22 protein-coding genes are annotated in these 20,994 nt (G+C 66.4%); 10 read left to right on the top strand and 12 right to left on the bottom strand.

From position 1 onward, the window contains the following. Window positions 1-144 precede the first annotated feature (144 nt). From ACO05L_RS07375 to ACO05L_RS07365, 3 genes are all read left to right on the top strand, one after another. The gene (locus tag ACO05L_RS07375) at window positions 145-1,095 is read left to right on the top strand and encodes an acetyl-CoA carboxylase carboxyltransferase subunit alpha (protein ID WP_421731509.1); all 951 of its coding nucleotides are present in this window, start codon (window positions 145-147) and stop codon (window positions 1,093-1,095) included. A gap of 83 nt (window positions 1,096-1,178) precedes the next feature. Continuing rightward, entirely contained in the window at window positions 1,179-1,766 is a 588-nt protein-coding gene (locus ACO05L_RS07370) for a response regulator (protein WP_421731508.1), read from the top strand. Beyond that, window positions 1,763-2,251, top strand: coding sequence for a chemotaxis protein CheE (locus ACO05L_RS07365; RefSeq protein WP_421731507.1), 489 nt, complete (start codon window positions 1,763-1,765; stop codon window positions 2,249-2,251). Before ACO05L_RS07370 ends, ACO05L_RS07365 begins: the two co-directional genes overlap by 4 nt. Before the next feature lie 3 nt (window positions 2,252-2,254). On the opposite strand, the gene ACO05L_RS07360 is transcribed toward ACO05L_RS07365, so the two are convergent. From ACO05L_RS07360 to ACO05L_RS07350, 3 genes are read right to left on the bottom strand one after another with little or no spacing between them, the layout of a single operon-like run. Beyond that, window positions 2,255-4,162: an ABCB family ABC transporter ATP-binding protein/permease gene (locus ACO05L_RS07360; protein ID WP_421731506.1), complete on the bottom strand. Its 1,908-nt coding sequence runs from the start codon at window positions 4,160-4,162 to the stop codon at window positions 2,255-2,257. Between the two features lie 43 nt (window positions 4,163-4,205). Continuing rightward, on the bottom strand, window positions 4,206-5,222 hold the full coding sequence (locus tag ACO05L_RS07355) for a threonine aldolase family protein (RefSeq protein WP_421731505.1): 1,017 nt from the start codon (window positions 5,220-5,222) through the stop codon (window positions 4,206-4,208). Between the two features lie 3 nt (window positions 5,223-5,225). Next, window positions 5,226-6,206, bottom strand: coding sequence for a mechanosensitive ion channel family protein (locus ACO05L_RS07350; protein WP_421731504.1), 981 nt, complete (start codon window positions 6,204-6,206; stop codon window positions 5,226-5,228). 121 nt (window positions 6,207-6,327) lie between these two features. On the opposite strand from ACO05L_RS07350, the gene ACO05L_RS07345 reads away from it, so the two are divergent. Beyond that, a complete protein-coding gene (locus tag ACO05L_RS07345) occupies window positions 6,328-6,978 on the top strand; it encodes a hypothetical protein (RefSeq protein ID WP_421731651.1) in 651 nt (216 codons plus the stop codon). Here ACO05L_RS07345 and ACO05L_RS07340 read toward each other — a convergent pair. From ACO05L_RS07340 to ACO05L_RS07325, 4 genes are all read right to left on the bottom strand, one after another. Then, complete coding sequence (locus ACO05L_RS07340) at window positions 6,975-8,663, bottom strand: cisplatin damage response ATP-dependent DNA ligase (RefSeq protein WP_421731503.1); 1,689 nt, start codon at window positions 8,661-8,663, stop codon at window positions 6,975-6,977. The two genes, ACO05L_RS07345 and ACO05L_RS07340, sit on opposite strands and share 4 nt — an antisense overlap. A gap of 100 nt (window positions 8,664-8,763) precedes the next feature. Then, window positions 8,764-9,261 carry an RcnB family protein gene (locus ACO05L_RS07335; protein ID WP_421731502.1) on the bottom strand — a complete coding sequence of 166 codons (498 nt, stop codon included), beginning with the start codon at window positions 9,259-9,261 and terminating at the stop codon, window positions 8,764-8,766. 94 nt (window positions 9,262-9,355) lie between these two features. Next, window positions 9,356-11,185, bottom strand: a complete 1,830-nt coding sequence (locus tag ACO05L_RS07330) for an ATP-binding protein (RefSeq protein ID WP_421731501.1) — start codon at window positions 11,183-11,185, stop codon at window positions 9,356-9,358. Window positions 11,186-11,302: 117 nt separating this feature from the next. Then, window positions 11,303-11,548 (bottom strand): BolA family protein, encoded by a 246-nt coding sequence (locus ACO05L_RS07325; protein WP_421731650.1) that lies wholly within the window; start codon window positions 11,546-11,548, stop codon window positions 11,303-11,305. 105 nt (window positions 11,549-11,653) lie between these two features. Here ACO05L_RS07325 and ACO05L_RS07320 point away from each other — a divergent pair, with 105 nt between their 5' ends. After that, window positions 11,654-12,328, top strand: a complete 675-nt coding sequence (locus ACO05L_RS07320) for a J domain-containing protein (RefSeq protein ID WP_421731500.1) — start codon at window positions 11,654-11,656, stop codon at window positions 12,326-12,328. 34 nt (window positions 12,329-12,362) lie between these two features. Here the strand turns inward: ACO05L_RS07320 and ACO05L_RS07315 are convergent, their stop codons facing one another. Beyond that, the gene (locus tag ACO05L_RS07315) at window positions 12,363-12,572 is read right to left on the bottom strand and encodes a hypothetical protein (RefSeq protein WP_421731499.1); all 210 of its coding nucleotides are present in this window, start codon (window positions 12,570-12,572) and stop codon (window positions 12,363-12,365) included. Window positions 12,573-12,718: 146 nt separating this feature from the next. Here ACO05L_RS07315 and ACO05L_RS07310 point away from each other — a divergent pair, with 146 nt between their 5' ends. The 3 genes from ACO05L_RS07310 to map all read left to right on the top strand — a co-directional run bounded on the left by ACO05L_RS07310 (window position 12,719) and on the right by map (window position 15,209). Next, on the top strand, window positions 12,719-14,146 hold the full coding sequence (locus tag ACO05L_RS07310; protein WP_421731498.1) for a helix-turn-helix domain-containing protein: 1,428 nt from the start codon (window positions 12,719-12,721) through the stop codon (window positions 14,144-14,146). Window positions 14,147-14,217: 71 nt separating this feature from the next. Further along, window positions 14,218-14,445 (top strand): ParD-like family protein, encoded by a 228-nt coding sequence (locus ACO05L_RS07305; RefSeq protein ID WP_421731649.1) that lies wholly within the window; start codon window positions 14,218-14,220, stop codon window positions 14,443-14,445. Then, window positions 14,442-15,209 (top strand): type I methionyl aminopeptidase, encoded by a 768-nt coding sequence (gene map, locus ACO05L_RS07300; RefSeq protein ID WP_421731497.1) that lies wholly within the window; start codon window positions 14,442-14,444, stop codon window positions 15,207-15,209. Before ACO05L_RS07305 ends, map begins: the two co-directional genes overlap by 4 nt. On the opposite strand, the gene ACO05L_RS07295 is transcribed toward map, so the two are convergent. Next, entirely contained in the window at window positions 15,206-17,104 is a 1,899-nt protein-coding gene (locus tag ACO05L_RS07295; protein WP_421731496.1) for an acyltransferase family protein, read from the bottom strand. The two genes, map and ACO05L_RS07295, sit on opposite strands and share 4 nt — an antisense overlap. A gap of 122 nt (window positions 17,105-17,226) precedes the next feature. Here ACO05L_RS07295 and ACO05L_RS07290 point away from each other — a divergent pair, with 122 nt between their 5' ends. Continuing rightward, the gene (locus ACO05L_RS07290; protein WP_421731495.1) at window positions 17,227-17,943 is read left to right on the top strand and encodes a 2OG-Fe(II) oxygenase; all 717 of its coding nucleotides are present in this window, start codon (window positions 17,227-17,229) and stop codon (window positions 17,941-17,943) included. Between the two features lie 4 nt (window positions 17,944-17,947). Here the strand turns inward: ACO05L_RS07290 and ACO05L_RS07285 are convergent, their stop codons facing one another. Then, complete coding sequence (locus tag ACO05L_RS07285) at window positions 17,948-18,931, bottom strand: helix-turn-helix transcriptional regulator (protein ID WP_421731494.1); 984 nt, start codon at window positions 18,929-18,931, stop codon at window positions 17,948-17,950. 90 nt (window positions 18,932-19,021) lie between these two features. Here ACO05L_RS07285 and ACO05L_RS07280 point away from each other — a divergent pair, with 90 nt between their 5' ends. Further along, complete coding sequence (locus ACO05L_RS07280; RefSeq protein ID WP_421731493.1) at window positions 19,022-19,258, top strand: hypothetical protein; 237 nt, start codon at window positions 19,022-19,024, stop codon at window positions 19,256-19,258. A 7-nt stretch (window positions 19,259-19,265) separates the two neighbouring features. Here ACO05L_RS07280 and ACO05L_RS07275 read toward each other — a convergent pair whose 3' ends face one another. Both ACO05L_RS07275 and ACO05L_RS07270 read right to left on the bottom strand, forming a co-directional pair. Further along, window positions 19,266-20,297: an acyltransferase family protein gene (locus ACO05L_RS07275; RefSeq protein WP_421731492.1), complete on the bottom strand. Its 1,032-nt coding sequence runs from the start codon at window positions 20,295-20,297 to the stop codon at window positions 19,266-19,268. 134 nt (window positions 20,298-20,431) lie between these two features. Next, window positions 20,432-20,869, bottom strand: coding sequence for a cupin domain-containing protein (locus tag ACO05L_RS07270; protein WP_421731491.1), 438 nt, complete (start codon window positions 20,867-20,869; stop codon window positions 20,432-20,434). Window positions 20,870-20,994: the final 125 nt, after the last annotated feature.

Raw genomic sequence — 20,994 nt, 5'->3', positions numbered from 1 at the left:
CGTAGCGCCCGTATGTCCACCACACAGCAGGATCGAGGCGGCATCTCGCTGCTTTCTGAACCCCCGCTTGCCCGCGCGCGTTGACCTCTTTAGGTTCCGCCGCTTCGACGAGCGGCTCTCCCCGCCCGCCTATCCGGACTTTCCATGGCCACCCACTATCTCGATTTCGAAAAGCCGATCGCCGATCTGGAAGAGAAGATCCAGGAGCTGGGCCTGCTGTCCGCCACCTCGGGCTCGTTCGAATCCGAGATCGCCGGCCTGAAGAAGAAGGCCGAGCAGCTTCGCAAGAAGACCTATGCCGAGTTGGACCCGTGGAAGAAGACACAGGTCGCCCGCCACCCCCAGCGTCCGCATTTCATCGACTATCTCGACGGCCTGTTCACCGACTATGTCGAGCTGCGGGGCGACCGCCAGTTTGGCGACGACCAGGCCATCCTGGGCGGCCTCGCCCGCTTCCGTGGCCAGGCCGTGGTCGTCATGGGCCACGAGAAGGGCCACGACACCGCCACCCGCCTGACCCACAACTTCGGCATGGCGCGGCCCGAGGGCTATCGCAAGGCGGTCCGCCTGATGGACCTGGCCGAGCGGTTCGGCCTGCCGGTCCTGACCTTCGTCGACACCGCCGGCGCCTATCCGGGCCTGGGCGCCGAGGAGCGCGGCCAGGCCGAGGCCATCGCCCGTTCGACCGAGCGCGGCCTGACGCTTGGCGTGCCGTCGATCACCGTCGTGACGGGTGAAGGCGGTTCGGGCGGGGCTATCGCCATCGCCACCGGCAACCGCGTCCTGATGCTGGAACACTCGATCTATTCGGTCATCTCGCCCGAGGGCGCGGCCGGCATCCTGTGGCGCGACGGCGCGCGGGCCAAGGACGCGGCCAACGCCATGAAGATCACGGGCCCCGACCTGCTCGGCATGAAGATCGTCGACCGCATCATTCCCGAGCCCGTCGGCGGCGCCCATGCCGACGGCGACGCGGCCATTGCGGCCGTTGGCGACGCCATTCACGAAGAGCTCGAGACCCTGTCCGGACTGTCGCCGGACGAACTGCGCAAGCAGCGCGCCGACCGCTTCTACGCCATCGGCCGCTTGGCGTAATCGCAACTTCGGCGAACGCCGTTAACGCCATATCCACTACGTCCTGACAGGTTTCCGGGCGTGACCCTTCGCGCGACCCCATCATGAGCAGCAGCTTCAACGAGAACCTGCGCGAAAGCGCTGTGTTCAATCTCGGCAACGCCGTGACCATGGTGGTCGACGATTCCGTCTTCGGAATGGAGCTGACCGCCGAGGCGCTGCGCGGCTTCGGGATCCAGATCCGCTACGCCTGCACCGACGCTGGACAGGCCATCGACATCATCAAGGACCACGCGATCGACCTGCTGTTCGTCGACTGCGAAATGCCTGGCATGGACGGGCACGAACTGGTCCGCTGGGTGCGGAATTCCGGGCTGGAGCCCAACGCCTTCGTCCCGATCATCATGACCACGGCCCACGTCCGAAAATCCAAGGTCGCCTCGGTCCGCGACTGCGGCGCCAACTTCCTGGTCACCAAGCCCTTCAGCGCGGCCACCCTCCTGGAACGGGTCATCTGGGTCGCGCGCGACGCCCGACCATTTCTTGAGGCGGGCGAGTACAAGGGGCCGGATCGGCGCTTCAACGCCGCCAAACCGCGCGATCACAACGAACGTCGATCGGACATGGTCGCCCTCGCCGCCAAGATCGCCAGCGACAAGGCCGCCGCGTCGGCTGGGGAGTCAGCATCATGAGCGTCGTCCTGTGGCAGCAACGCAAGTCTCGCCTATCGGCCATGATCGACCAGCCCGGCGGTGTCAGCGTCGGCGTCGCCCTCACTCAGGCGCGCGAGAACCTTGGCGCGCTCCAGGCTCGCAGCCAGGTCATCGTCGCTGAACAGATCGCTCAACTGGCGGCGCTGGCCGTGCCCGCCGCGAACGACCCCGACGCCCCGCATCTTCTGGCCAGGGCCTACGGCCTGTCCAGCGCCATAATCGACGCCGCCGGCCCATTCGAACTTCATGACCTGTGCACCGTCGCCGCAGGCCTCTGCGACCTGATAGACGCGGCCCAGGCGGGCGTGCCCTTCGACTGGCGCATCGTCACCGTCCACGCCCAGTCAATGCAACTCATCATGACCCTGCCGCCCGAGGCCGCAGACGCCCGCACCCAGGTCCTCGACAGCCTGAAACAGGTGCTGGAGAAGAAGATCCCCGGCGCGGCCCATACCGAAAACTGACGCCTAGTCCGCCGCGGGATCGACCGCCGCACCCGCCGACCGGGCGCCGCGCGTCTGCTTCTTCCACAGAGCGGCGTATTCCCCGCCGACATGGGCGACCAGTTGGTGGTGCGCGCCGCGTTCGACGATCCGGCCCGCCTTCAGCACCAGGATCTGGTCGGCGTCGGCGATGGTCGACAGCCGGTGGGCCACGACCAGGGTCGTGCGTCCCGCCTTGGCCCGCCGCAGGGTCTTCTGGATCGCCGCCTCGGTCCGGCTGTCCAGGGCGCTGGTCGCCTCGTCCAGGATCAGGATACAGGGGTCAGCCAACAGGGCTCGGGCGATCCCGACTCTCTGACGTTCCCCGCCCGACAGCTTAAGCCCTCGCTCGCCGACGCGCGTCTCCATGCCCTCGGGCAGGCCGCGAATGAACTCGGCCAGTTCCGCCTGTTCGGCAGCGGCCCAGATCGCCGCCTCGTCCGCGTCAGGCCTCGCGAAGGCGATGTTGACGCGCAGGCTGTCGTTGAACAGAGCCACGTCCTGCGGCACCAGGGCGACAGAGCGCCTCAGCGAGGCCTGGCTCACGTCGCGCATATCGTGGCCGTCGATCAGCACGCGACCGTTCTGCGGATCCAGCAGACGCAGAGCCAGCTTGACGATGGTCGACTTGCCGGCTCCTGACGGCCCGACCAGAGCCGTGGTCGTACCGGGCGCGGCGACGAAACTGACGTCTTCCAGGCCGTTGGCCCGCGCGTCGTGGCGGAAGGACACGTCCTCGAACGCGATCTCGCCGCCCCGCGCATCGACCGGCTTGGGTAGGTCCGGCGCGCCTGGCGCATCGGCGACCATCGGCCTTTGCCGCGTGATCTTGAGCATCTCCTCCATGTCGATGAAGGATTGGCGGATTTCCCGATAGGCGAAGCCCAGGATGTTCAGCGGCGAATACAGCGAGATCAGGATCAGCACCGCCGCCGTCACGTCGCCTGGCCCCATCCGGCCCGCCGCCGCCTCATAGCCCGCCATCACCGCCATGACGCCCAGGCCCAGGTTCATGATCAGGGCCTGAACCCCGTTCAGCAGGGCCAGGGAGGTGTTCGCCTTCAGCGCCGCCTCGTTATAGACGCCCAGCGCGCGGTCGTAGCCTTCAGCGGCCCGCGCCTCGGCCCCGAACGATTTCACCGTCTCGTAATTCAGCAGGGAATCGACCGCCAGACCCGCAGCCTCGCTGTCGGCGGCGTTCATCGTGCGCCGCTGCTCCATTCGCCAGTTGGAGATGGCGAAGGTCAGGACCGTATAGGTCACCACCACAACCACCGCGACGCCGGCGAAACGCCAGTCGTATTTGCCGCCCAGCACGCCCGCCGCCAGGATCAGCTCCAGCCCGGTCGGCACCAGGTTGAAGGCCAGAATCCTCAGCAGGAAATCCACGGCCCGCGAGCCTCGCTCCACTGTCCGAGACAGGGTCCCCGACCGCTTGGTCTGGTGGAAGTCGAGCGACAGGTTCAGGGCATGAGCGAAGGTTTCCGCCGCCGTCGTCCGCTGCGCCGCCTGCCGGACGGGGGCGAACACCACGTCCGAAATCTGTGGCGCGACCGAGGACAGGAACCGCACCAGGGCCCAGCCCACCGCGAAACCTGCGAACCCCAGACCCACAGCGACGCCGGTCGGCTGATCACTGGCCAGATGATTGACCGCCGCGCCCAGCACCAGGGGCGCCAGCACGCCTAGCCCCTTGCCTGCCAGTGTCAGCAGGATGGCCAGCACCAGACGCAGCTTGAGCTGCGGGGCGTTGGATCGACCCACCAGCCCGACAAGATCGGCCAGGGCTCGCCAGGTCGCAGGGGTATCGGCCCTGACCGTCACGCCCGCCATCTGGGCGCGTGTTTCGGGATCGCCCCGCCGTCCGCCTCGTTCACCGCCGCGCATGGTCATGGCGTCACATATGGGCTGTGTCGCGAGTGGGTGAAAGCTGCGATCACGACAGGCCGGCTATGGCCTCGATGACCTCGTCCACGGCCGCCTCCTGCGTAGCCCAGGAACAGACGAACCGCACTGAGCCGTCGTCGAACCGATAGCAGGCCCAGCCGAGTTCGTTCAGCCGCGAGTGAGCCATCTCAGGCATCCGCACGAAGACGGCGTTGGCCTCGACCGGATGGGCCAGGGCAAACGGCGAACGCAGCGCGACGCCTTCGGCCAATCGCAGGGCCATCTGGTTGGCGTGGGCGGCGCCGGTCTCCCACTGATCGCTTTCCAGCAGACCCAGGAAGGGGGCGGCCAGGAATCGAGCCTTGGACGCAGTCTGGCCGGCCTGTTTCAGCCGGTTATCGAGCCGCCGTGCCAGGCTCTTGTCGAACAGGACGATGGCCTCGGCGCAGTTGGCCCCGGCCTTGGCCCCGCCGAACACCAGGACGTCGACGCCGAGGCGGGCGATCTGGGTCAGGTCGAAACCCGTCGCCGCCGCATTGGCCAGACGCGCGCCGTCCATATGCACCCCGCAGCCGCGCGCCTTCACCGGCTCGATCAGGTGGCGCAGTTCCTCTTCGTCATAGACGGTGCCGTATTCGGTGGACTGTGTGATCGACAGGGCGGCGGGCGGCTGGCGATGGCCGACCTCGGGTTCGGCCAGGATGGCCTCCATCGCCCTGGGCTCGATCTTGCCCGACAGGCCCGGCAGGCCGATCAGCCCCAGACCCTGACCGAAAAATCCGGGAGCCCCGGTCTCGTCGGTGCAGACGTGAGCGGCGTGGTGGGCCATCACGGCCTCGAACGGAAAGGCCAGCATGGACAGGGCGATGGCGTTTGCCGCCGTGCCCGAAAAGACGAAGCGGATTTCCGCATCCGCATCCAGTCGCCGCCGGATCTGGTCGGCCGCGCGGGCGGTCACATCGTCGGCGCCGTAGGCTTTGGTGAAACCGGCGTTGGCCTGGATCATCCCCTCCAGCGCGGCGGGCGCCATGCCGGCGGTGTTGTCGGACCCGAAATCGTAACGCACGGCCTACCCCTCGTCCGAGTCACGACCTGCGTCGCTCTCAAAGCTCTGCGACGCCTCGTGCAGCCGCGAGATGACCTGCCCCTCGTGGAACAGGGCAGGATCACCTTCCTTGTAGGGGACCCCCACCTGATGCGGGAAGGGAATCTCGATATCGGCGGTGTCCAGGGCCTCCTTGGCCGCCTGCAGCACGTCGGCCTTGGTCTGCCAGTAATCGTCGGACTTGACCCAGGCCTGCAGCGTCATCTCGACCGAACTGTCCAGCAGATTGGTGACACCGGCCCAGGGCGGCGGGTCGGGCAGCACCTTCTCGTGCATCGCCGTTGCAGCAATCAGGACGTCCCGCGTCTGACTGAGATTCTCCCCATAGCCGACGCCGATCTTCAGCTCGATGCGACGCGTCTGCTGGCCCGACAGGTTCAGAATGGTGTCCTCGAACACCTTGGCATTGGGCACCATTATCTTGACGTTGTTGGCGTCCGCCATCTGGGTCATGAACAGGTCCAGCCGCTGCACCTTGCCGACGTTGCCGTTGATGTTGATCACATCGCCAACGCGGTATGGCCGCAGGATCAGCAGCATCATCCCCGCCGCCACGTTCGACAGCGTGCCCTGAAGCGCCAGACCCACCGCCAGGGACGCGGCGCCCAGCACGGCGATGATCGACGTCGTCTGCACGCCCAGCCGTTGCAGCACGGCGATGAAGCCGATGGCGAACACCAGCACACGCACCACCTGAACGGCGAAGCTCAGGACCGTCTGATCGTGACGGAACCCTCGGACCCTCGACAGCGCCCTGCGCGCGCCGCTGGACGCCCATTTGGCCGCAAACAAGGTCGCGCACAGGATCAACAGGGCGATGCCCAGGTTGACGGCCAGATCGCCGGCCATATCGGTCAGCTTGGCGACCACGGCGGCATCGGCGCTGATCGCGCCCTGGCCCACGGCCACGGCGTCAGTGAGGGTTTGTGCAAGTTCGAGGCTCATTCAGCGGGGTCTAACGCCTCAACCGGCATTTGGAACCGCAAATCTTCCCGCGCCCCGCAAGCTGCTGGACGGGCACGGGTTTTGGCGTAACCTCACCTGATGTCGGAGACGCACCGTGAAGATGTCCGCGCTGAAGGTCGGGGTCGATGTGCCATGGGTGACAAGCTGGACGGATGAACCGATCATCGGGGTTCGTCCCTGCGCCAGCGTCGGGGGTCGTCCTGCGCTGATCCAGGTGGAGGCTGCCGGGTTTGGCAAACCGGAATATTCCAAGAACCACCTGCTGCGACAGCGGCTCAGCGTCGCCCGAATGTTGTGCCCCATGTGCGGACAGCCGACACCGCCACAAGACCGCTGGACCCAGGTCGCCCGCCGCGTCCCCGCCGGCCTGTTGCGCAAACAGGGGCGTGGCGACGGACTGTCCAAAGAGATCGGAGACGCCGACATTCTGCTGGACGCCGGGGCCATCGCTCCGCTGCACAAGGAGTGTTCAGACCGCTCGCTGCGCTACTGTCCACACCTGAAGTCGGATCCGAACGTCAATGTCATGGCCTTTCCGACACGGTGGGCCGTGACGCCGCTATTGATCGAGGCCACCCCGCCGGAGATGTCGCCTAATCCCTTGCTACGCGGCCGTGCGTCCCCTGCCCCGTTCGCGGTCGTCACCTTCCTGCAACTGTGCGGCCTGACCGGACGGCGCGATCCGCACTGGAAGCAGAACCGGCTGCGCTATCGCCCAACACCGCGCCCCCGCCCTTCGGTCAGCGCCTAGGCCTTGGCCACCCGGCCCCCGCCGGTTTCCAACTGATCCAGCAGGTCCATCACGTCATCCAGGGTGTTGGCCTCACGCGCAGGCTTGTCCCAGCGGATGCGCGCGACGCGCGGAAACCGCATCGCGACGCCCGACTTGTGCCGGGGCGAGCGTTGCAAACCCTCAAAGGCGATCTCCAGCACTAGGCCGAAGTCCCGCTCGGCCCGGACGGATCGGACCGGCCCGAACCGCTCGACCGTGTGATCGCGCACGAACTTGTCGAGCTGTTTCAACTCCTCGTCCGTAAAGCCGAAATAGGCCTTGCCTACCGGCGTCAACGCGCCCTGATCGGTCCAGACTCCGAAGGTGTAGTCGGAATAGAAGCTGGACCGCTTACCGTGCCCGCGCTGGGCGTACATCATCACCGCGTCGATGGAATGGGGATCGCGTTTCCACTTGAACCACGGCCCCTTGGGCCGGCCGGCGACGTACGGGCTGTCCCAGCGTTTCAGCATTAGCCCCTCGGCCGCCGCCCCTACGGGCGGATCGGCCCGCAACCGGCCCAAAGCCTCCCAGTCGCCGAACGTCACCACCGGCGACAGATGCAGGCGCTCACCAGCATGACCCGCCACCACGGCCTCCAGCCGCGTCCGGCGCTCGCTTAGCGGCAGGTCGCGCAAATCCACTCCCCCTTCAGCCAGCAGGTCATAGGCGTAGAGACCGGCGGGAAAGGCAGCCATCATCTTGGCGTCCACCGTCTTGCGGTTCAGTCGCTGCTGAAGATCGCCGAACGGAGCCACGACCCCGTCCCGGACCACAAGCAGTTCGCCGTCGATCGCCCCTTCAAACGCCAGGGCCTCCATCAGGTCGGGAAAGGCGCCGGTGATCTCGTCGCCGTGGCGGGAATACAGCCGCGCCACGCCCTGTTCGCGCACCGCCTGCACGCGAATGCCGTCCCATTTCCATTCGGCAGCGTAATCGGCGGGGTTCAGCTTGGGAAAGTCCACCGCTTCGTCGATCGCGACCGAAAGCATGACCTGGCGAAACCGGCCCGGCGCGTCGGTGTCCGGTCGCTCTCCCCGCCCTTCGACCCAGGCGAACAGTTCTGCATAGGGGGGTTCCACGGCATGCCAGACCTCGACGACATCCGCCGCCGTCAGCGTCTCCAGAACCCGCCTGTCCTCGCCCCCGTCGGGCTCGGGCGGCTCAGAGACGGCTTGCGGCCGCATCATCGCCACCGCCGTCCGCGCGAGTTGAGCCGACATCCCGACCCTGAGACCGCCGGTGACGAGTTTCAGCAAGGCCCAGCGGCCTTTTGGCGCCAGGGCGTCCAGCCAGCCCTCGATCAGGCCCTGGACCTCGTTCCGCTTGGCCGATTTCAAGGCGTCGATGACCTCGCCCAGTTCAGGCTCGCGATTGGGTCTGTGGTCGGGGTCGCCGGGCCAGATCAGGGCCGCCGTCTCGGCCAGGTCGCCAACATAGTCATAGGACCAGCCGAACAGCACCGGATCGACCCGCGCCTCGACCGCACGGCGAATCATCGCGGGCTTGGCCGCGTCGAACTTCAGGTCGCCGGTGACGGCCGCCAATGCCCAGCCGCGATCCGGGTCCGGCGTGGCTTTCAGATAGTCGCGCAGCAGCACCAGTTTGGCGTTGCGCGATCCCGTCAGGGACAGTCGGTCCAGAAGCTCGGCGAAGGCGCGCATGGGTATCCATCTTGGCGCTTCATGCGCACCACGTCACGCAAACGAACGACGCCCCGGAGGTTTCCCTCCGGGACGCATAGGCTCGGCCAATCAGCAGGTCTTAGTTGAACAGACCGGCGATGACGGCGGTGATCAGACCCCCGGCGACGGCGGCCAGGACCACGTCATTGCCGCTGCGGACGTACTGGTATCCACGGGGCGGAGCGCGCAGGCCGTAGCGGCCATAGTCGCTCACGACGTAGTTGCTGGTCCGGTAGTAGGTCGGCATCGTCTGGCCATAGGACCAGCTGCGGACCTGATAGCCGCGGGGCGCTTGATAGCGACCGGCGTTGTAGCGGCGTTGCGACTGCTGCCAGCGCGAATAGCTGCGTTGGTCCTGACGGAAATCGCGACGGTCGTTGCGAGCGTCATGGCGATAGTCACGACGATCCTGGCGGGCGTCACGGCGGTCATCGCGGCGATCGTTGCGGGCGTCATGACGATACTCGCGCTCGACCTGGGCGTTGTGGCCACGGGATTGAGCAGAGGCGGCCGACGCGGCGCCCAGCGAGCTGGCGGCGATGACGGCGGCGATAGCGGCGGTAAGAACCTTTTTCATCTGACATATCCTTCAACAGGTCGAAGTGTTCGACTTGCCCAAGACTATGTCCGCGCCATTGAGCCCGACCTGAACGGCCCGGATCAGGCTGTGTTCACGCAGCCGCCACGATCCGGCCATCATTCATACCGCGCGAGCCGGATATGCCGCTCTGGATGGCCGCTCGGCCCTCGCCGACCCGGTTCATAAGCGCGGCCAGAGCAGTAAAGTCGATCGGCTTGGTCAGATAGGCGTCGGCGCCCGCATCCAGGCCTGCCTCATGGTCCTCGATCCTGGCCGAGGCCGACAGCACGGCGATCGGCGTCTCCGTGTTGACGCCAGCCCGGCGGATGAGTTGTGTCGCGGTCAGACCGTCCATCACCGGCATATTGATGTCCATGATGATCAGGTCGAATGCTTGCTGAGCGGCCACGTCCACGGCGATCTGACCGTTTTCGGCCGAGGCCGTCATATGGCCTGCGGAGCCCAGCCAGGCTTCCAGAATCATGCGGTTGACCGGGTGATCCTCGACCACCAGAACCTTCAGCGCTCGGCCGTCCGCGGTCTCGGCGTCGATGGGTTGGGCCGCCTGGATTTCACTCCACTCCACCACCTCGGCCTCGACCGTGAAGGTGAAGACCGAGCCTTCGCCCAGTTCGGAGGTCACGGTGATATCGCCGCCCATGATGTTGGCCATCCGACGAGCGATGGTCAGGCCCAGCCCCGTGCCCCCAAATCGTCGCGTCGAAGAGGCGTCGACCTGGGTGAAGGGCTGGAACAGCCGCTCCAGATCATCGGGCGCAATGCCGGAGCCGCTGTCCTTGATCCGATATTCGAACGCCACCCGTTTGTCGCTGATGCGAGTGCTGGTGATGGTGTAGTCGACCCTGCCGCCGGGTTCGGTGAACTTTATCGCGTTCGAAAGAAGGTTCTGGATCACCTGGCAGACCCGCAGCGGATCGCCGCGGACCACCGTCGGAGTTTCTCCCGCGAAACTCGAGACAAAAGTGATGTTCTTGGCCTCGGCCTGGGCCGTGAAGGGACCCGTGGCGCGTGTGTGCATATCCTGAAGCGACACGTCCACGACGTCGAACTGCATCTTGCCCGCCTCGATCTTGGTCATGTCGAGGATGTCGTTCAGCAGACCCAGCAGGCTGTCGCCCGAGTTTCGGATGATCGACAGATAGTCCTTCTGCGTCGTCTCAAGCCGGGTCGCGCTCAGGAGTTGCGCCGCGCCCAGGACCCCGTTCATCGGCGTCCGAAGCTCATGCGAGATGACCCCCAGGAAGCTGGACTTGGCCTGGTTGGCGGCGTCGGCCTTGTCGCGCGCCTCCTGCAGTTCGGCAATCAGGTGCGCCTGATGGTCTTGGAACGCCTTCAGGCGCTTCTCGCGCAGCATGGTCATCATCACCAGGACGAACAGACCAGCGACGGTGAAGGGGATCATGGCGATGAAGGGCCAGAACGACGGCGTGCCCCACAGATTGACCAGAATCACCAGCGAGGCGACGCCGTAGGGCGAAGACACGACGATGGCCTGGACCGGCGAACTTCTGAGCTGGGCGAACACCAGCACATAGCCGGCGATGATCAGTGCGACCGCCAGGGTGTGGCCGAAGACGTGCGGAGAGAACCAGGCGAGGAGAGGCGCAATGGCCCAGGCGGCGGTTGTGATCGTCGCCACGGCCGGAAAAGCCAGACCCCAGCCGATGTCCATGCGGTCGGCCATCCGGCGCTCGAATGCGCCCCGCACGGCGCCAGCGCCCAATGTGACGACGAACCAGATCAGAGCCGTCGCCCAGCCGACCGCGCCCAACAGTCCGACGGCCCAACTGGCGATGATGATGTAGCGCAGATACTGGGTCTGCAGAATCGCGGTCAGCGCTTGCGCCGCCTCGCCCGCCGTCGAACCCAGACCTTTGCCAATCGCCTCGGATCCAACCATTGATTATCCCAGAGAACATGAACAGCCCTGGGTAAGCTAATGTGGACATTCTAAGACGAAGTGAACGGGGTTTTGCTGTCCAATCCACGACATAGGGGCGAACCGGAGCGTCGCCCTTCAGGCCTGCGCCGAGAACTCTGCGGGCGTCAGGGCCTTGATCGACAGGGCATGAACCTGCCCCGCCAGTTCGGCCGCAAGCACGCCGTTCACCGCCCGCTGCCGCGCCAACCGCCCCTGGCCGTCAAACGCGCTCGAAACGATGGTCAGGTTGAAGTGGCTCTCACCGCCAGGCTTGGCGTCCATACCGCCCTCATGGTGATGACCGGCGTGTCTAGCGCTATCGTCTTCAAGCGTCAGGACCATCGGCTGTAGCGCCAAGGTCAGTTTTTCGCGCATAAGCGTCGCGATAGGGCCTTCCGGCATAGATGCGTCCTTGATGATGTCCAAATCAACCTTACACTTGGGCCAATGGCTGCGTCATTCGAATACAAACCCCGTTTCACCGATATGCGGATCTCCAAGCCCGGCAAGGCCGGAGCCGCCCAGGCGAAGGACGACGTCCTGCGCCTGAAGCCGGGCGAGAAGCCGTGCGATTTCCCCGACTGCTCCAAGGCGGCGACGGCGCGTGCGCCAAAGTCGCGCGAGCAGCTCAACGAGTTCTATAATTTCTGCCAGGGCCACGCCGCCGAATACAACAAGGCCTGGAACTTCTACGCCGGCATGAACGAGGCTCAGGTCCGTGCGGCCAAGGAGAACGAGGCCATGACCGGCGGCCGTCCCACCTGGGACATGAAGGCCTCCAAGAACAGCCGTGAAGCCGCGACCTTCGCCGCCAAGATGGGCACGGCCAACAATCAGGGCACGGGCTCATGGCGCGACAGCTATGGCCTGTTCGGGCGTCGCGGCGAGCAGGCCCCCGGCCCTGCCGAGCCCGTCCACCGCGTCGGCAAGATCGAAGGCGGCGCCCTGCGCGATCTGGACCTGGAACCTGGCGCGACCAAGGAAGAGATCAAGCTGGCCTACCACGCCCTGCTGAAACGCTGTCACCCCGACCACAACCAGGGCGATCGGGGCGCAGAGGCCAAGCTGGTGCGCGTCATCAAGGCCTACAAGACGCTCAAGAAGGCCGGACTGGCTGCGTAAACCTGCGCGGCCGGCCGTCTCGTCGAGACCCAGCCTATTCGTAGCCGTGCGCAGCTTCGTTGATGACCTGTGACGGCATGGATGAGAAATCCACGCTGACCGGTTTGGCCGTCTTCAGCTGGAAGGTCTTGATGACGTGCTCCAGGCGACGACGAACCTCACCCACGCCTTCAGCCGACGGATCGAGATTCAGCGGGGCTAGGCAGAAGTCGATGATGGCCTGCGGGCGGTTCAGCGGTTCCATGGGGTCTCTCCAGTATGCGGCCTGAAAGGCGGCACGACAGGGAAACACGCCTCGGTCATATTCGATACAGACCCGGCGGACAATTTGAAGTCATGATGTCACAACATGACTCTTGATCATTAGTCATATCGTGACATGATGTCGTCATGAGCGCCGCCGCTGATCGCAAGCTGTTCCTGGGCGGCCGCCTGAAGCGGCTGCGGCGCGACCTGTCCCTGACGCAGACCGCCATGGCGGCCGATCTCGGCGTCTCGCCCTCGTATCTGAACCACATCGAGCGTAACCAGCGGCCCGTCTCGGCTCAGCTGCTGCTGCGCCTGGCCGAAACCTATGACGTCGATCTGCGCGGCCTGAACCAGCCCGCCGGCCAGGCTGGCGAGGCCGAACTGACGGAACTGTTCGCCGACCCCCTGTTCAAGGGCCTGTCGGTGCCGCGCCACGAGGTCATGCAGATGGTCGACGAGGCGCCCGGCGCCGCCGACGCCCTTCTCCGGCTCTACCGCGCCTTCGCCGACGCCCGCACCCGCGAGCAGACCGAGGCCGGCCGCAGCGGCGCCTCCGTCGACGACAGTCCCGCTGAGCGCGTCCGCGAATACACGCAATCGCGCCATAACCATTTCCCCGAGATCGACGCCCTGGGCGAGGCCCTCTACACCGAGATGACGGCTTCCAGCGACGACTCGCTTGAAGGTCAGATCCGCGCCCGCCTCGTGGCGCGTCATAACCTGACAGTCCGCACCATGCCCGCCGAGGTCATGGTGGAATGGACGCGCCGCTTCGATCCCCATCGGCGGCGGCTGCTGATCTCCGAGACGCTCGGCCCCTCCTCGCGCGCCTTTGCCGTGGCCTATCAGCTGGCCCTGTCCGAGCATGACGCCCAACTGTCCGCCATGGCCCTAGCCGCCAACCTGCCAGACGCCGGGTCACGCGACCTGCTGAAGGTGTCCCTGACCAACACCCTGGCCGCCGCCATCCTGATGCCCTACGGCCCATTCCAGCGTGCGGCGGAGACGACTGGCTACGACCTCGCCCGGCTTCAGGCCCGTTTCGGCGTCGGCTTCGAACAGGCTGCGCATCGGCTGACCACCCTGTCGCGCCCTACGGCCCGTGGCGTGCCCTTCTTCTTGATGCGGGTCGATCAGGCGGGCAATGTGTCGAAGCGCTACGCCTCGGCCAGTTTCCCCTTCTCGCGCTTCGGCGGGGCCTGCCCGCGCTGGCGGCTGCACTCGGCCTTCCGCACACCGGGCCGGATCGTCACCCAGATCATCGAGACCCCTGACGGTGGGCGATGGTTCACCCTGGCTCGCACCGTCGATCGCCAGGGACATGACGCGTTCAGCGAAGGGGCCGACCTGGCCATCGGCATCGGCTGCGAACTGAAACACGCCCACCGGCTGGTCTATGCCCGCGGCCTGGACCTCCAGAACCCCGAGATCACCCCTATCGGCCCCGCCTGCCGCCTGTGCCACCGCCATCCCTGCGCCGAGCGGGCGGCGGCGCCGATCGACCGGGCCCTGACCGTTGACGACTGGTCCAAGTCCGTCAGCCCCTACCCCTTCTCCGACGGAATTTAGCCCCTCACCCTTGCAGGCAAAGCCACTCGACCATATACGACATATACGTTTCGTATATTCTGGAGCCGATGATGGGAATTGTCAGCATCGAGGACGACCTGCACGAGCAGCTGCGCCGGGCCAGCAAGGCCTCCTGCCGCTCGATCAACGCCCAGGCCGCATTCTGGATCAGGATGGGCATGCTGTGCGAGCTGAACCCCGGCGTGTCCTTTCAGGAGCTCATGGCGCGCGAACTGAAGGCCGCCGGCGCCGACACCGCCGCCTCGACTTCCCCTGCCCTGACCACCGTCGCCGCATGACCAAGACGCCGGAAGAGGTGGAGCTGATGGCCGAAGCAGGCCGTCTGCTGGCCTCGGTATTCACCCATCTGGACGCAATGTCCCTTGCGGGCCTCAGCACGCTGGAGATCAACGACCGGGTCGAGACCTATATCGTCGACCACCTGCACGCCCGCCCGGCCAGCAAGGGGCAGTACGACTATGGTTTCGTGCTGAACAGCTCGCGCAACGCCGTCGTCTGCCACGGCGTGCCGTCCGCGACCGAGATCCTGCAGGATGGCGACATCGTCAATCTGGACATCACCCTGGAGAAGAACGGCTTCATCGCCGATTCCAGCAAGACCTATCTGATCGGCGACGTGCCCGCCCCTGCCCGCCGCCTGGTCCGCACCACCTATGACGCCATGTGGAAGGGTATCCGCGCCGTCCGTCCGGGCGCCCGGCTGGGCGACATCGGCCACGCCATCGAACGCCACGCGACGCGCCACGGCTATTCCATCGTGCGCGACTATTGCGGGCATGGCATCGGCCGCGAGATGCACGAGGCGCCGCAAATTCTGCATTTCGGCAAGCCGGGAGCGGGAATGGCCCTGCGCGAGGGCATGGTCTTCACCATCGAACCCATGCTGAACCAGGGCCGCCGCACGGTCCGCACCGAGGCCGACGGCTGGACGGTCGTCACCTCGGACAGGAAGTTGTCGGCCCAGTTCGAGCACACTGTCGCCGTGACTCGCGACGGCGTCCGCGTCCTGACCCTGCGCCCCGACGAAGCCCAGGCGGCCTAACCGCCGGCAGCCCTCACCGCCTCCACGATCCGTCGCGCTCCGGTCAGGCTGGGGTGGACGCTGTCGAAGAACAGCACCCCCTCCGACGGATCATAGACCCGGCACATCCGGGCATCGCAGAACAGGTCGCGAGGGAGGATGACCGGAATGGCGTTGGACTGCCCAAATGCCTCCAGCCTGCGGATCACCTCTGCATTGTCCCGGTCGTATTTCGCCGTCGCCAGACCGATGCCGCGCGGGTCGCGGCCGAACCTCAGGGCCAGACCGGCCTCGGACGGGGGGTCGAAATCGAACTGCGGCAGGGGTCCGACGATGATGACCTGTTTGCCCGCCTGCTTCAGCGCCGAGGCGGCGTCCAGCAGACTGTCGGGCATTTGCGACTGCGGCTCCTCGTCATAGCCACGGTAGTTGGCGATCAGCACCACGGTGCGGATGCTGGCCTCGGCCGTCAGCCCTGCCAAAATCTGGGCATTGTGCGCCGCGCAGTTGGGATTGGCGCCGCGCCCCGCTCCGGCCAGCACCTGGGCCGGACAGCCCGACGCCGTGATCGAGCGAGCGCTTAGCCCCCCCTCGCCCAGCGCCTGGCCATAGACCATGCCCAGTTCGGCCCCGACGCTGTCGGCCCAGACCGCCGCGACGGGCGGAGTGTCCCGTTCGCCATAGATGCAGGTGTCCGCATAGGGCAGCGTGCCGCGCGAGCGCTTGTGGCACTGGTCCCGATCAGGGTTGTGGTCCTCGGCGGCGGCGAACATCTTCTGTTCAGGCGCATTGAACCGCTTGGGCAGACCGTCGGTCAGATAGATGATCAGGCAGACGCCGATCGTCGTCGCCATGGCTCCCAACGCCATCCACCACACAGGCCAGCGCCGCCTTCCATTCAGGAAGGGCTCCTCGACATAGCGACGCGACAGCCAGGCCATGACGAAGGACAGGACGACCGCAACCGCCGTCACCCAGGCCGACAACCCGAACGCCAGATGACCATAGACCAGCAGCGGCCAGTGCCAGAGGTAGAGCGAATAGGACATGTCCCCGACCACGACGAGCGGCCGGACGCCCAGCCAGCGGTTCGGCGCTCCGCCTTGCGCCAGCAGCATCGCGGCAGTCCCCAGACAGGCCGGAAGCGCCCAGAGACCCGGAAACGCGACGCCCTCGCGCAACAGGATCATGCTGCCTGCAACCCCGGCCAGCCCACCCCAGGACAGGGCCTGCCGCGCGACGCCCGTTGGCGTCCACCGGCGGGTCGCTCCATAGGCCAGGGCGCCAACCAGAAGCTCAACCGCTCGGCAGAAGGGGTGATAGAAAGCCTTGGTCGGATCGGTGCCGAGATACTGCTGCGCCTTGAACAGTGATACGCCTGCCAGCACGATCAGAACCGGCCACAGCAGACGCCGGGCAAACCGGTGCAGCGCCCACAGCAGGGGCGGAAACAGCAGGTAAAACTGCTCCTCAACGCCCAGCGACCAGGTGTGCAGCAAGGGCCTCAGCGAGGCGTCGGCGTCGAAATATCCGCTGATACGGATGAAGGCGAGGTTGGAGGTAAACAGGGTGGTGAAGAAGGTCGTCAGCGACAGTTCCTGGAAGGTCCGGGGCGCCAGCACCACGAACCCGACCGCCAGGGTGAAGGCCAGCACGACGAACAGGGCCGGAAACAGCCGGCTGATCCTGCGCCGATAAAATCCGCCCAGCGAGAACCGACCTTCGTCCAACTCGCGCATCAATATGCCGGTGATCAGGAACCCCGACAGGACGAAGAAGACGTCCACCCCGACGAACCCGCCCGGCAGCACGGGACCGAAGGCGTGAAAGGCGATCACGCCCAGTACCGCGACCGCGCGCAGGCCCTGGATGTCTGATCGTTTGTGCGCCGGTGTCGTGGGGGATTCTGTCGTCATGCTCTTGGCCTAACATGGCGCTGTAATGCGGCGAAGCCTGATGGCGTCGCGGCAGGCGCGATAGACTTCAAGGCGTCGAAAGCCTACGAAAGACGAGAATTTTCAGCATCGAGCCCTGCCCCATGTCGACCGCCGCCGCCGCAGCAACCGTCGCCGAAACAGCCGCGCCCGGCCCCGCCCAGGCCCCCCTGCTGAACCTCGACGCCCTGGCCGCTGCGCCCGCCGTGCTTGACCCGTACCAGCACGTCCTGGTCGACGACATCCTGTTGCCCGGCGCGGCCGAGAGGCTGACCGCCGACTATCCGGAAATGCCCGTCCCCGGCTATATCACCATGGAGGAAACGGCCCTGACGCCGACCTTCCTGGCCCTGGCCGAGGAACTGCGTGGTCACGCCCTGACCGAGACCCTGTCGCAGAAGTTCGGACGCGACTTTCACGCCTTTCCGCGCCTGATCACCATGCACCGCTGGTCCCACGCGAAAGAAGGCCATATCCACACGGATTCGGCGCGCAAGATCATGACCCTGTTGATCTATCTGAACCCGACCTGGGACCAGGCCGACAGCGCCGGCAACCTGCGGGTGCTGTATGACGGCAAGAACTACGAGCCCTTCGCCCGCGAGATCTCGCCCCTGATCGGCACCTGTTTCGCCTTCACCCGTGCGGAGAACTCGTGGCACGGCCACCTGCCCTACACCGGCGAACGCCGCGTGGTTCAGGTCACCTGGCTGCGCGACGCCGACGCCCTGGATCGCAAGGTCTCCAACAACAAGTTCCACCAGAAGCTCAAGGCCTTCTTCTTCGGCAAGAAGACCGACAAGTCCGACGCGATGATGTGAGGCGTCAGACGCCTTCCAGCGCCCTCTGCGCCGCCGCGAGTTCGCCGGCCATGACCGCCTTCAGCCGCTGCGGCGCGACGATGGTCACCTGATCGCCCCAGGTGAACAGGTGCCAGGCCAGTTCGCGCATGCCGCTGGCCCTGAACCGCACCACGACCCCGCCGTCGTCGCGATCCTCGATCACCTGGGTGGGGTGCCAGCGCCAGGCCCGCGCCTCGGCCGCGCCCGATGGCGACACCTCCAGCACCACATCCTCGATCTCGTCCTGATAGATTCCGAACGACTGACTGGCGAAGACGGAAAGGTCGAAGTCGGCAGGCGCCGGGGCCATGCCGTCCTGCGCCTCCACCGCGCTCATCCGGTCCAGGCGGAAGGTCTGGATCCGCCCGGTCTCCCGGTCCGCCGCGACCAGATAGTTGGCGCGGCCGAACATCACGCCGCAGGGCGCGACGCTGCGCCGACGCGCCTCTGCGCCCGGTCGTGAATAGGTGAACCCCAGCGGCTGCTGCGCCAGCACCGCGCCCCGGATGGTGGTCAGCACTGCCTCGTCGGCAGACGGTCTGGGCCCAGCCTGAACGGCGATGGTCTCGGCCCGCACCAGGGCCTCAAGGTCGGGGGCCAGCCGGTTCAGGGTGGTCGACCGCATAGCCGACTTCAGCTTGCGCTCCAGCCCCTCCAGCGCCGCCGCCCGGCCCGGCTCGCCCGCCGCCCGCAAGCCCTGCGCCGCCTTGGACAGTTCCAGCAGTTCGGTGGCCGAGGGCGCCTGCTCGAAGGCCGACAGACCGCCGCGGATGCGCCAGCGCTTGGAGGGCGGATCAGACACCTCCTCCACCGCCGGGAACAGCATCAGGACGGCGTCGCGCATTCGCTCGGCCGTGCGTCGTCCGACCCGCATCTCGCGCGCCATCTCGTCCAGCGTCAGGCCCTCGGCCGAGGCCGCCAGCCGCCGCGCCAGCTCGATCACCAGCATGGCCTTGTCGTGCCGCATGGCTGCGCCCTCCGATGATACGTCCGAAACTGGCGTAACTGTGCATCACAACACACTCAACGACAAGCACCCCGCTCACGGAGTTCTCACATGGCCAGCCGTTTCGCCCCCGCCGCTGCAATCAACTCGAGCCGCTACATGATCGTGCCCTGCGAGGCCGACGGCTGTGGCGATCTGGCCGTCATCTGGGACCGGCTGGAGGAACAGGTGGTCGACGTCATCTCCGCCGCCGCCAGCGCCCGCTACTCCGATGAGGACGCGATGTGGGACCAGGTCCGCGACGACGCCCGCAACTTCGACGACGTCGAATACCGCATGGCGGCCTGAACAGGCCTCAGCCGACCGGCTTGGGACGGGTCCAGCGGTCGATCATCCTCTGCGCCGGGGTCTCGACAAGGCGATGCGCGGCCACAGCCAGAACGACGATTACGCCAAACAGACCCACGGCGAACAGATCGTTGATCCAGGTCGCGCCGAAATCGACCCGTCGCTCTGCGACCCAGCCCAGCTTGCGAGCGCAGATCATCAGCACCGTTAGCACGAACATATGCACCATGTAGATCGCGAAGGACCAACGTCCCATTGTCACCAGGGCCGGATGATCCAGTACGCGTGACAAGAGCCCCTCCTCGCCCGCGAACACCCAGACGGCGATGACGAACAGCGGGGTGATCAGCACCGTCGCCGGTCCCGTGGCCCACCCGATGAAGACGCAGAGCGCGACCACGGTCACGACCTCCAGCGCCGTGGCGGCGACGCCCTTCAGGCGCGGGATCCGTGTCCACAAACCCTGCAGCAGGCAGCCGAGGAAGAAGCCGTACACCGCCCTCGGCACGGCGAAATCATAGGTCGTGTTCATCCAGCGCCGGGCATGGAACAGCACCACCAGCCCGCCGATCACCGCCAGCACGGCGCCGATCCAGCGGAATCGCTTTGGCGCGACCAGCACCAGTCCGGCGAATATCAGGTAGCAGGCCACCTCGGCGCTCAGCGTCCAGGCCGGACCATTCCAGGTCAGTGACGGAAGCAGATGCCAGGCCTGAACCAGCAACAGATTGGCGAAGATCGCCGCCACCGAGCGATCGCCCGTGAACGGTGTCGCGCTGTCGACGTGGAACCACAGCCGCGCCAGCTCCAGCCCGATGTAGGCGGCCAGCATGAGCACATGCAGCGGCCAGACGCGCCCCAGCCGCCGCACCATGAACCGTCCGGCCTCGCGCGCCGTCGTCAGTCGCCCGGCGTAGGCATGGGCGATGACGAAGCCCGACAGAACAAAGAAATAGTCGACGAACAGATAGCCGTGCTGGACCAGGCCCCAGTCGCGCCAATGGCTGGCGACCGGCATGTGGAACATGACGACCAGCACTGCACAGACCCCACGCAGCGAATCGAGGGCTTCAAAGCGATGATGTCCGGTGGCTTTCACGGAGGCGTGATAACGGGTCCGTGAGGCGGGCGATAGTGGCCCTGATCACGGTGTCATGCGGGCCTCAGCCCTGTTCAGGCAGCGTCTGTTTCGGCGGCTTCCAGACTGGCTGCGGGCGCGACCTCGAAGGCCGTGAAATCCAGCTCTGGACCGATCGTGCAGCTCAACAGGGTCCAGTCGCCCAGGGGCCGCGCCGCCTGCCACGCCCCGGTCGGCGCCGCCGCCTGCAGTCTCTGGCCGGCCGCCGTATCCGGCCCCAGGATCGCCGCCCGCTTGCCGCCGTCGTCGGCGACCTCCAGTTCCAGGGGCGCCCCCTCGTAGAACTGCCACAGCTCGGCGGCGTCGAGGTGCCGCCAGTCCGACCGATCGCCCTGCGCCAGCAACAGATATCCACCGATCGCGACCGGCCGCCCGTTCACGGCCTGCGGATCCCGAAACGTCTCGCGCCAATGCCCGCCCTCGGGATGGGGCTTCAGGTCCAGCATGGAGATGATCTCGGCGGCGGTCAGCATGGAACGGCCATAGCCTGAGTCTTGGAGCGGAGCCGAGAGCCAGCGCGCCCTACCCTTCGCTTGACGGCAACGCCTGCTCGGGACACGCATTAACCCTGCCCCCAGACTCACGCGATAAGCTGCGC

Source organism: Brevundimonas sp., from assembly GCF_965227765.1.
GTDB lineage: Bacteria > Pseudomonadota > Alphaproteobacteria > Caulobacterales > Caulobacteraceae > Brevundimonas.
The sequence above is the reverse complement of the archived record's forward strand: the minus strand, read 5'-3'. Positions and strand labels throughout refer to the sequence as shown.

What these genes read in the sequence shown, in the direction of transcription:
- ACO05L_RS07375 (WP_421731509.1), top strand. Translation starts at nt 145, where the DNA reads ATGGCCACCCACTATCTCGATTTCGAAAAGCCGATCGCCGATCTGGAA.
- ACO05L_RS07370 (WP_421731508.1), top strand. Translation starts at nt 1,179, where the DNA reads ATGAGCAGCAGCTTCAACGAGAACCTGCGCGAAAGCGCTGTGTTCAAT.
- ACO05L_RS07365 (WP_421731507.1), top strand. Translation starts at nt 1,763, where the DNA reads ATGAGCGTCGTCCTGTGGCAGCAACGCAAGTCTCGCCTATCGGCCATG.
- ACO05L_RS07360 (WP_421731506.1), bottom strand. Translation starts at nt 4,162, where the DNA reads ATGACCATGCGCGGCGGTGAACGAGGCGGACGGCGGGGCGATCCCGAA.
- ACO05L_RS07350 (WP_421731504.1), bottom strand. Translation starts at nt 6,206, where the DNA reads ATGAGCCTCGAACTTGCACAAACCCTCACTGACGCCGTGGCCGTGGGC.
- ACO05L_RS07345 (WP_421731651.1), top strand. Translation starts at nt 6,328, where the DNA reads ATGTCCGCGCTGAAGGTCGGGGTCGATGTGCCATGGGTGACAAGCTGG.
- ACO05L_RS07340 (WP_421731503.1), bottom strand. Translation starts at nt 8,663, where the DNA reads ATGCGCGCCTTCGCCGAGCTTCTGGACCGACTGTCCCTGACGGGATCG.
- ACO05L_RS07335 (WP_421731502.1), bottom strand. Translation starts at nt 9,261, where the DNA reads ATGAAAAAGGTTCTTACCGCCGCTATCGCCGCCGTCATCGCCGCCAGC.
- ACO05L_RS07330 (WP_421731501.1), bottom strand. Translation starts at nt 11,185, where the DNA reads ATGGTTGGATCCGAGGCGATTGGCAAAGGTCTGGGTTCGACGGCGGGC.
- ACO05L_RS07325 (WP_421731650.1), bottom strand. Translation starts at nt 11,548, where the DNA reads ATGGTCCTGACGCTTGAAGACGATAGCGCTAGACACGCCGGTCATCAC.
- ACO05L_RS07320 (WP_421731500.1), top strand. Translation starts at nt 11,654, where the DNA reads ATGGCTGCGTCATTCGAATACAAACCCCGTTTCACCGATATGCGGATC.
- ACO05L_RS07315 (WP_421731499.1), bottom strand. Translation starts at nt 12,572, where the DNA reads ATGGAACCGCTGAACCGCCCGCAGGCCATCATCGACTTCTGCCTAGCC.
- ACO05L_RS07310 (WP_421731498.1), top strand. Translation starts at nt 12,719, where the DNA reads ATGAGCGCCGCCGCTGATCGCAAGCTGTTCCTGGGCGGCCGCCTGAAG.
- ACO05L_RS07305 (WP_421731649.1), top strand. Translation starts at nt 14,218, where the DNA reads ATGGGAATTGTCAGCATCGAGGACGACCTGCACGAGCAGCTGCGCCGG.
- map (WP_421731497.1), top strand. Translation starts at nt 14,442, where the DNA reads ATGACCAAGACGCCGGAAGAGGTGGAGCTGATGGCCGAAGCAGGCCGT.
- ACO05L_RS07295 (WP_421731496.1), bottom strand. Translation starts at nt 17,104, where the DNA reads ATGACGACAGAATCCCCCACGACACCGGCGCACAAACGATCAGACATC.
- ACO05L_RS07290 (WP_421731495.1), top strand. Translation starts at nt 17,227, where the DNA reads ATGTCGACCGCCGCCGCCGCAGCAACCGTCGCCGAAACAGCCGCGCCC.
- ACO05L_RS07285 (WP_421731494.1), bottom strand. Translation starts at nt 18,931, where the DNA reads ATGCGGCACGACAAGGCCATGCTGGTGATCGAGCTGGCGCGGCGGCTG.
- ACO05L_RS07280 (WP_421731493.1), top strand. Translation starts at nt 19,022, where the DNA reads ATGGCCAGCCGTTTCGCCCCCGCCGCTGCAATCAACTCGAGCCGCTAC.
- ACO05L_RS07270 (WP_421731491.1), bottom strand. Translation starts at nt 20,869, where the DNA reads ATGCTGACCGCCGCCGAGATCATCTCCATGCTGGACCTGAAGCCCCAT.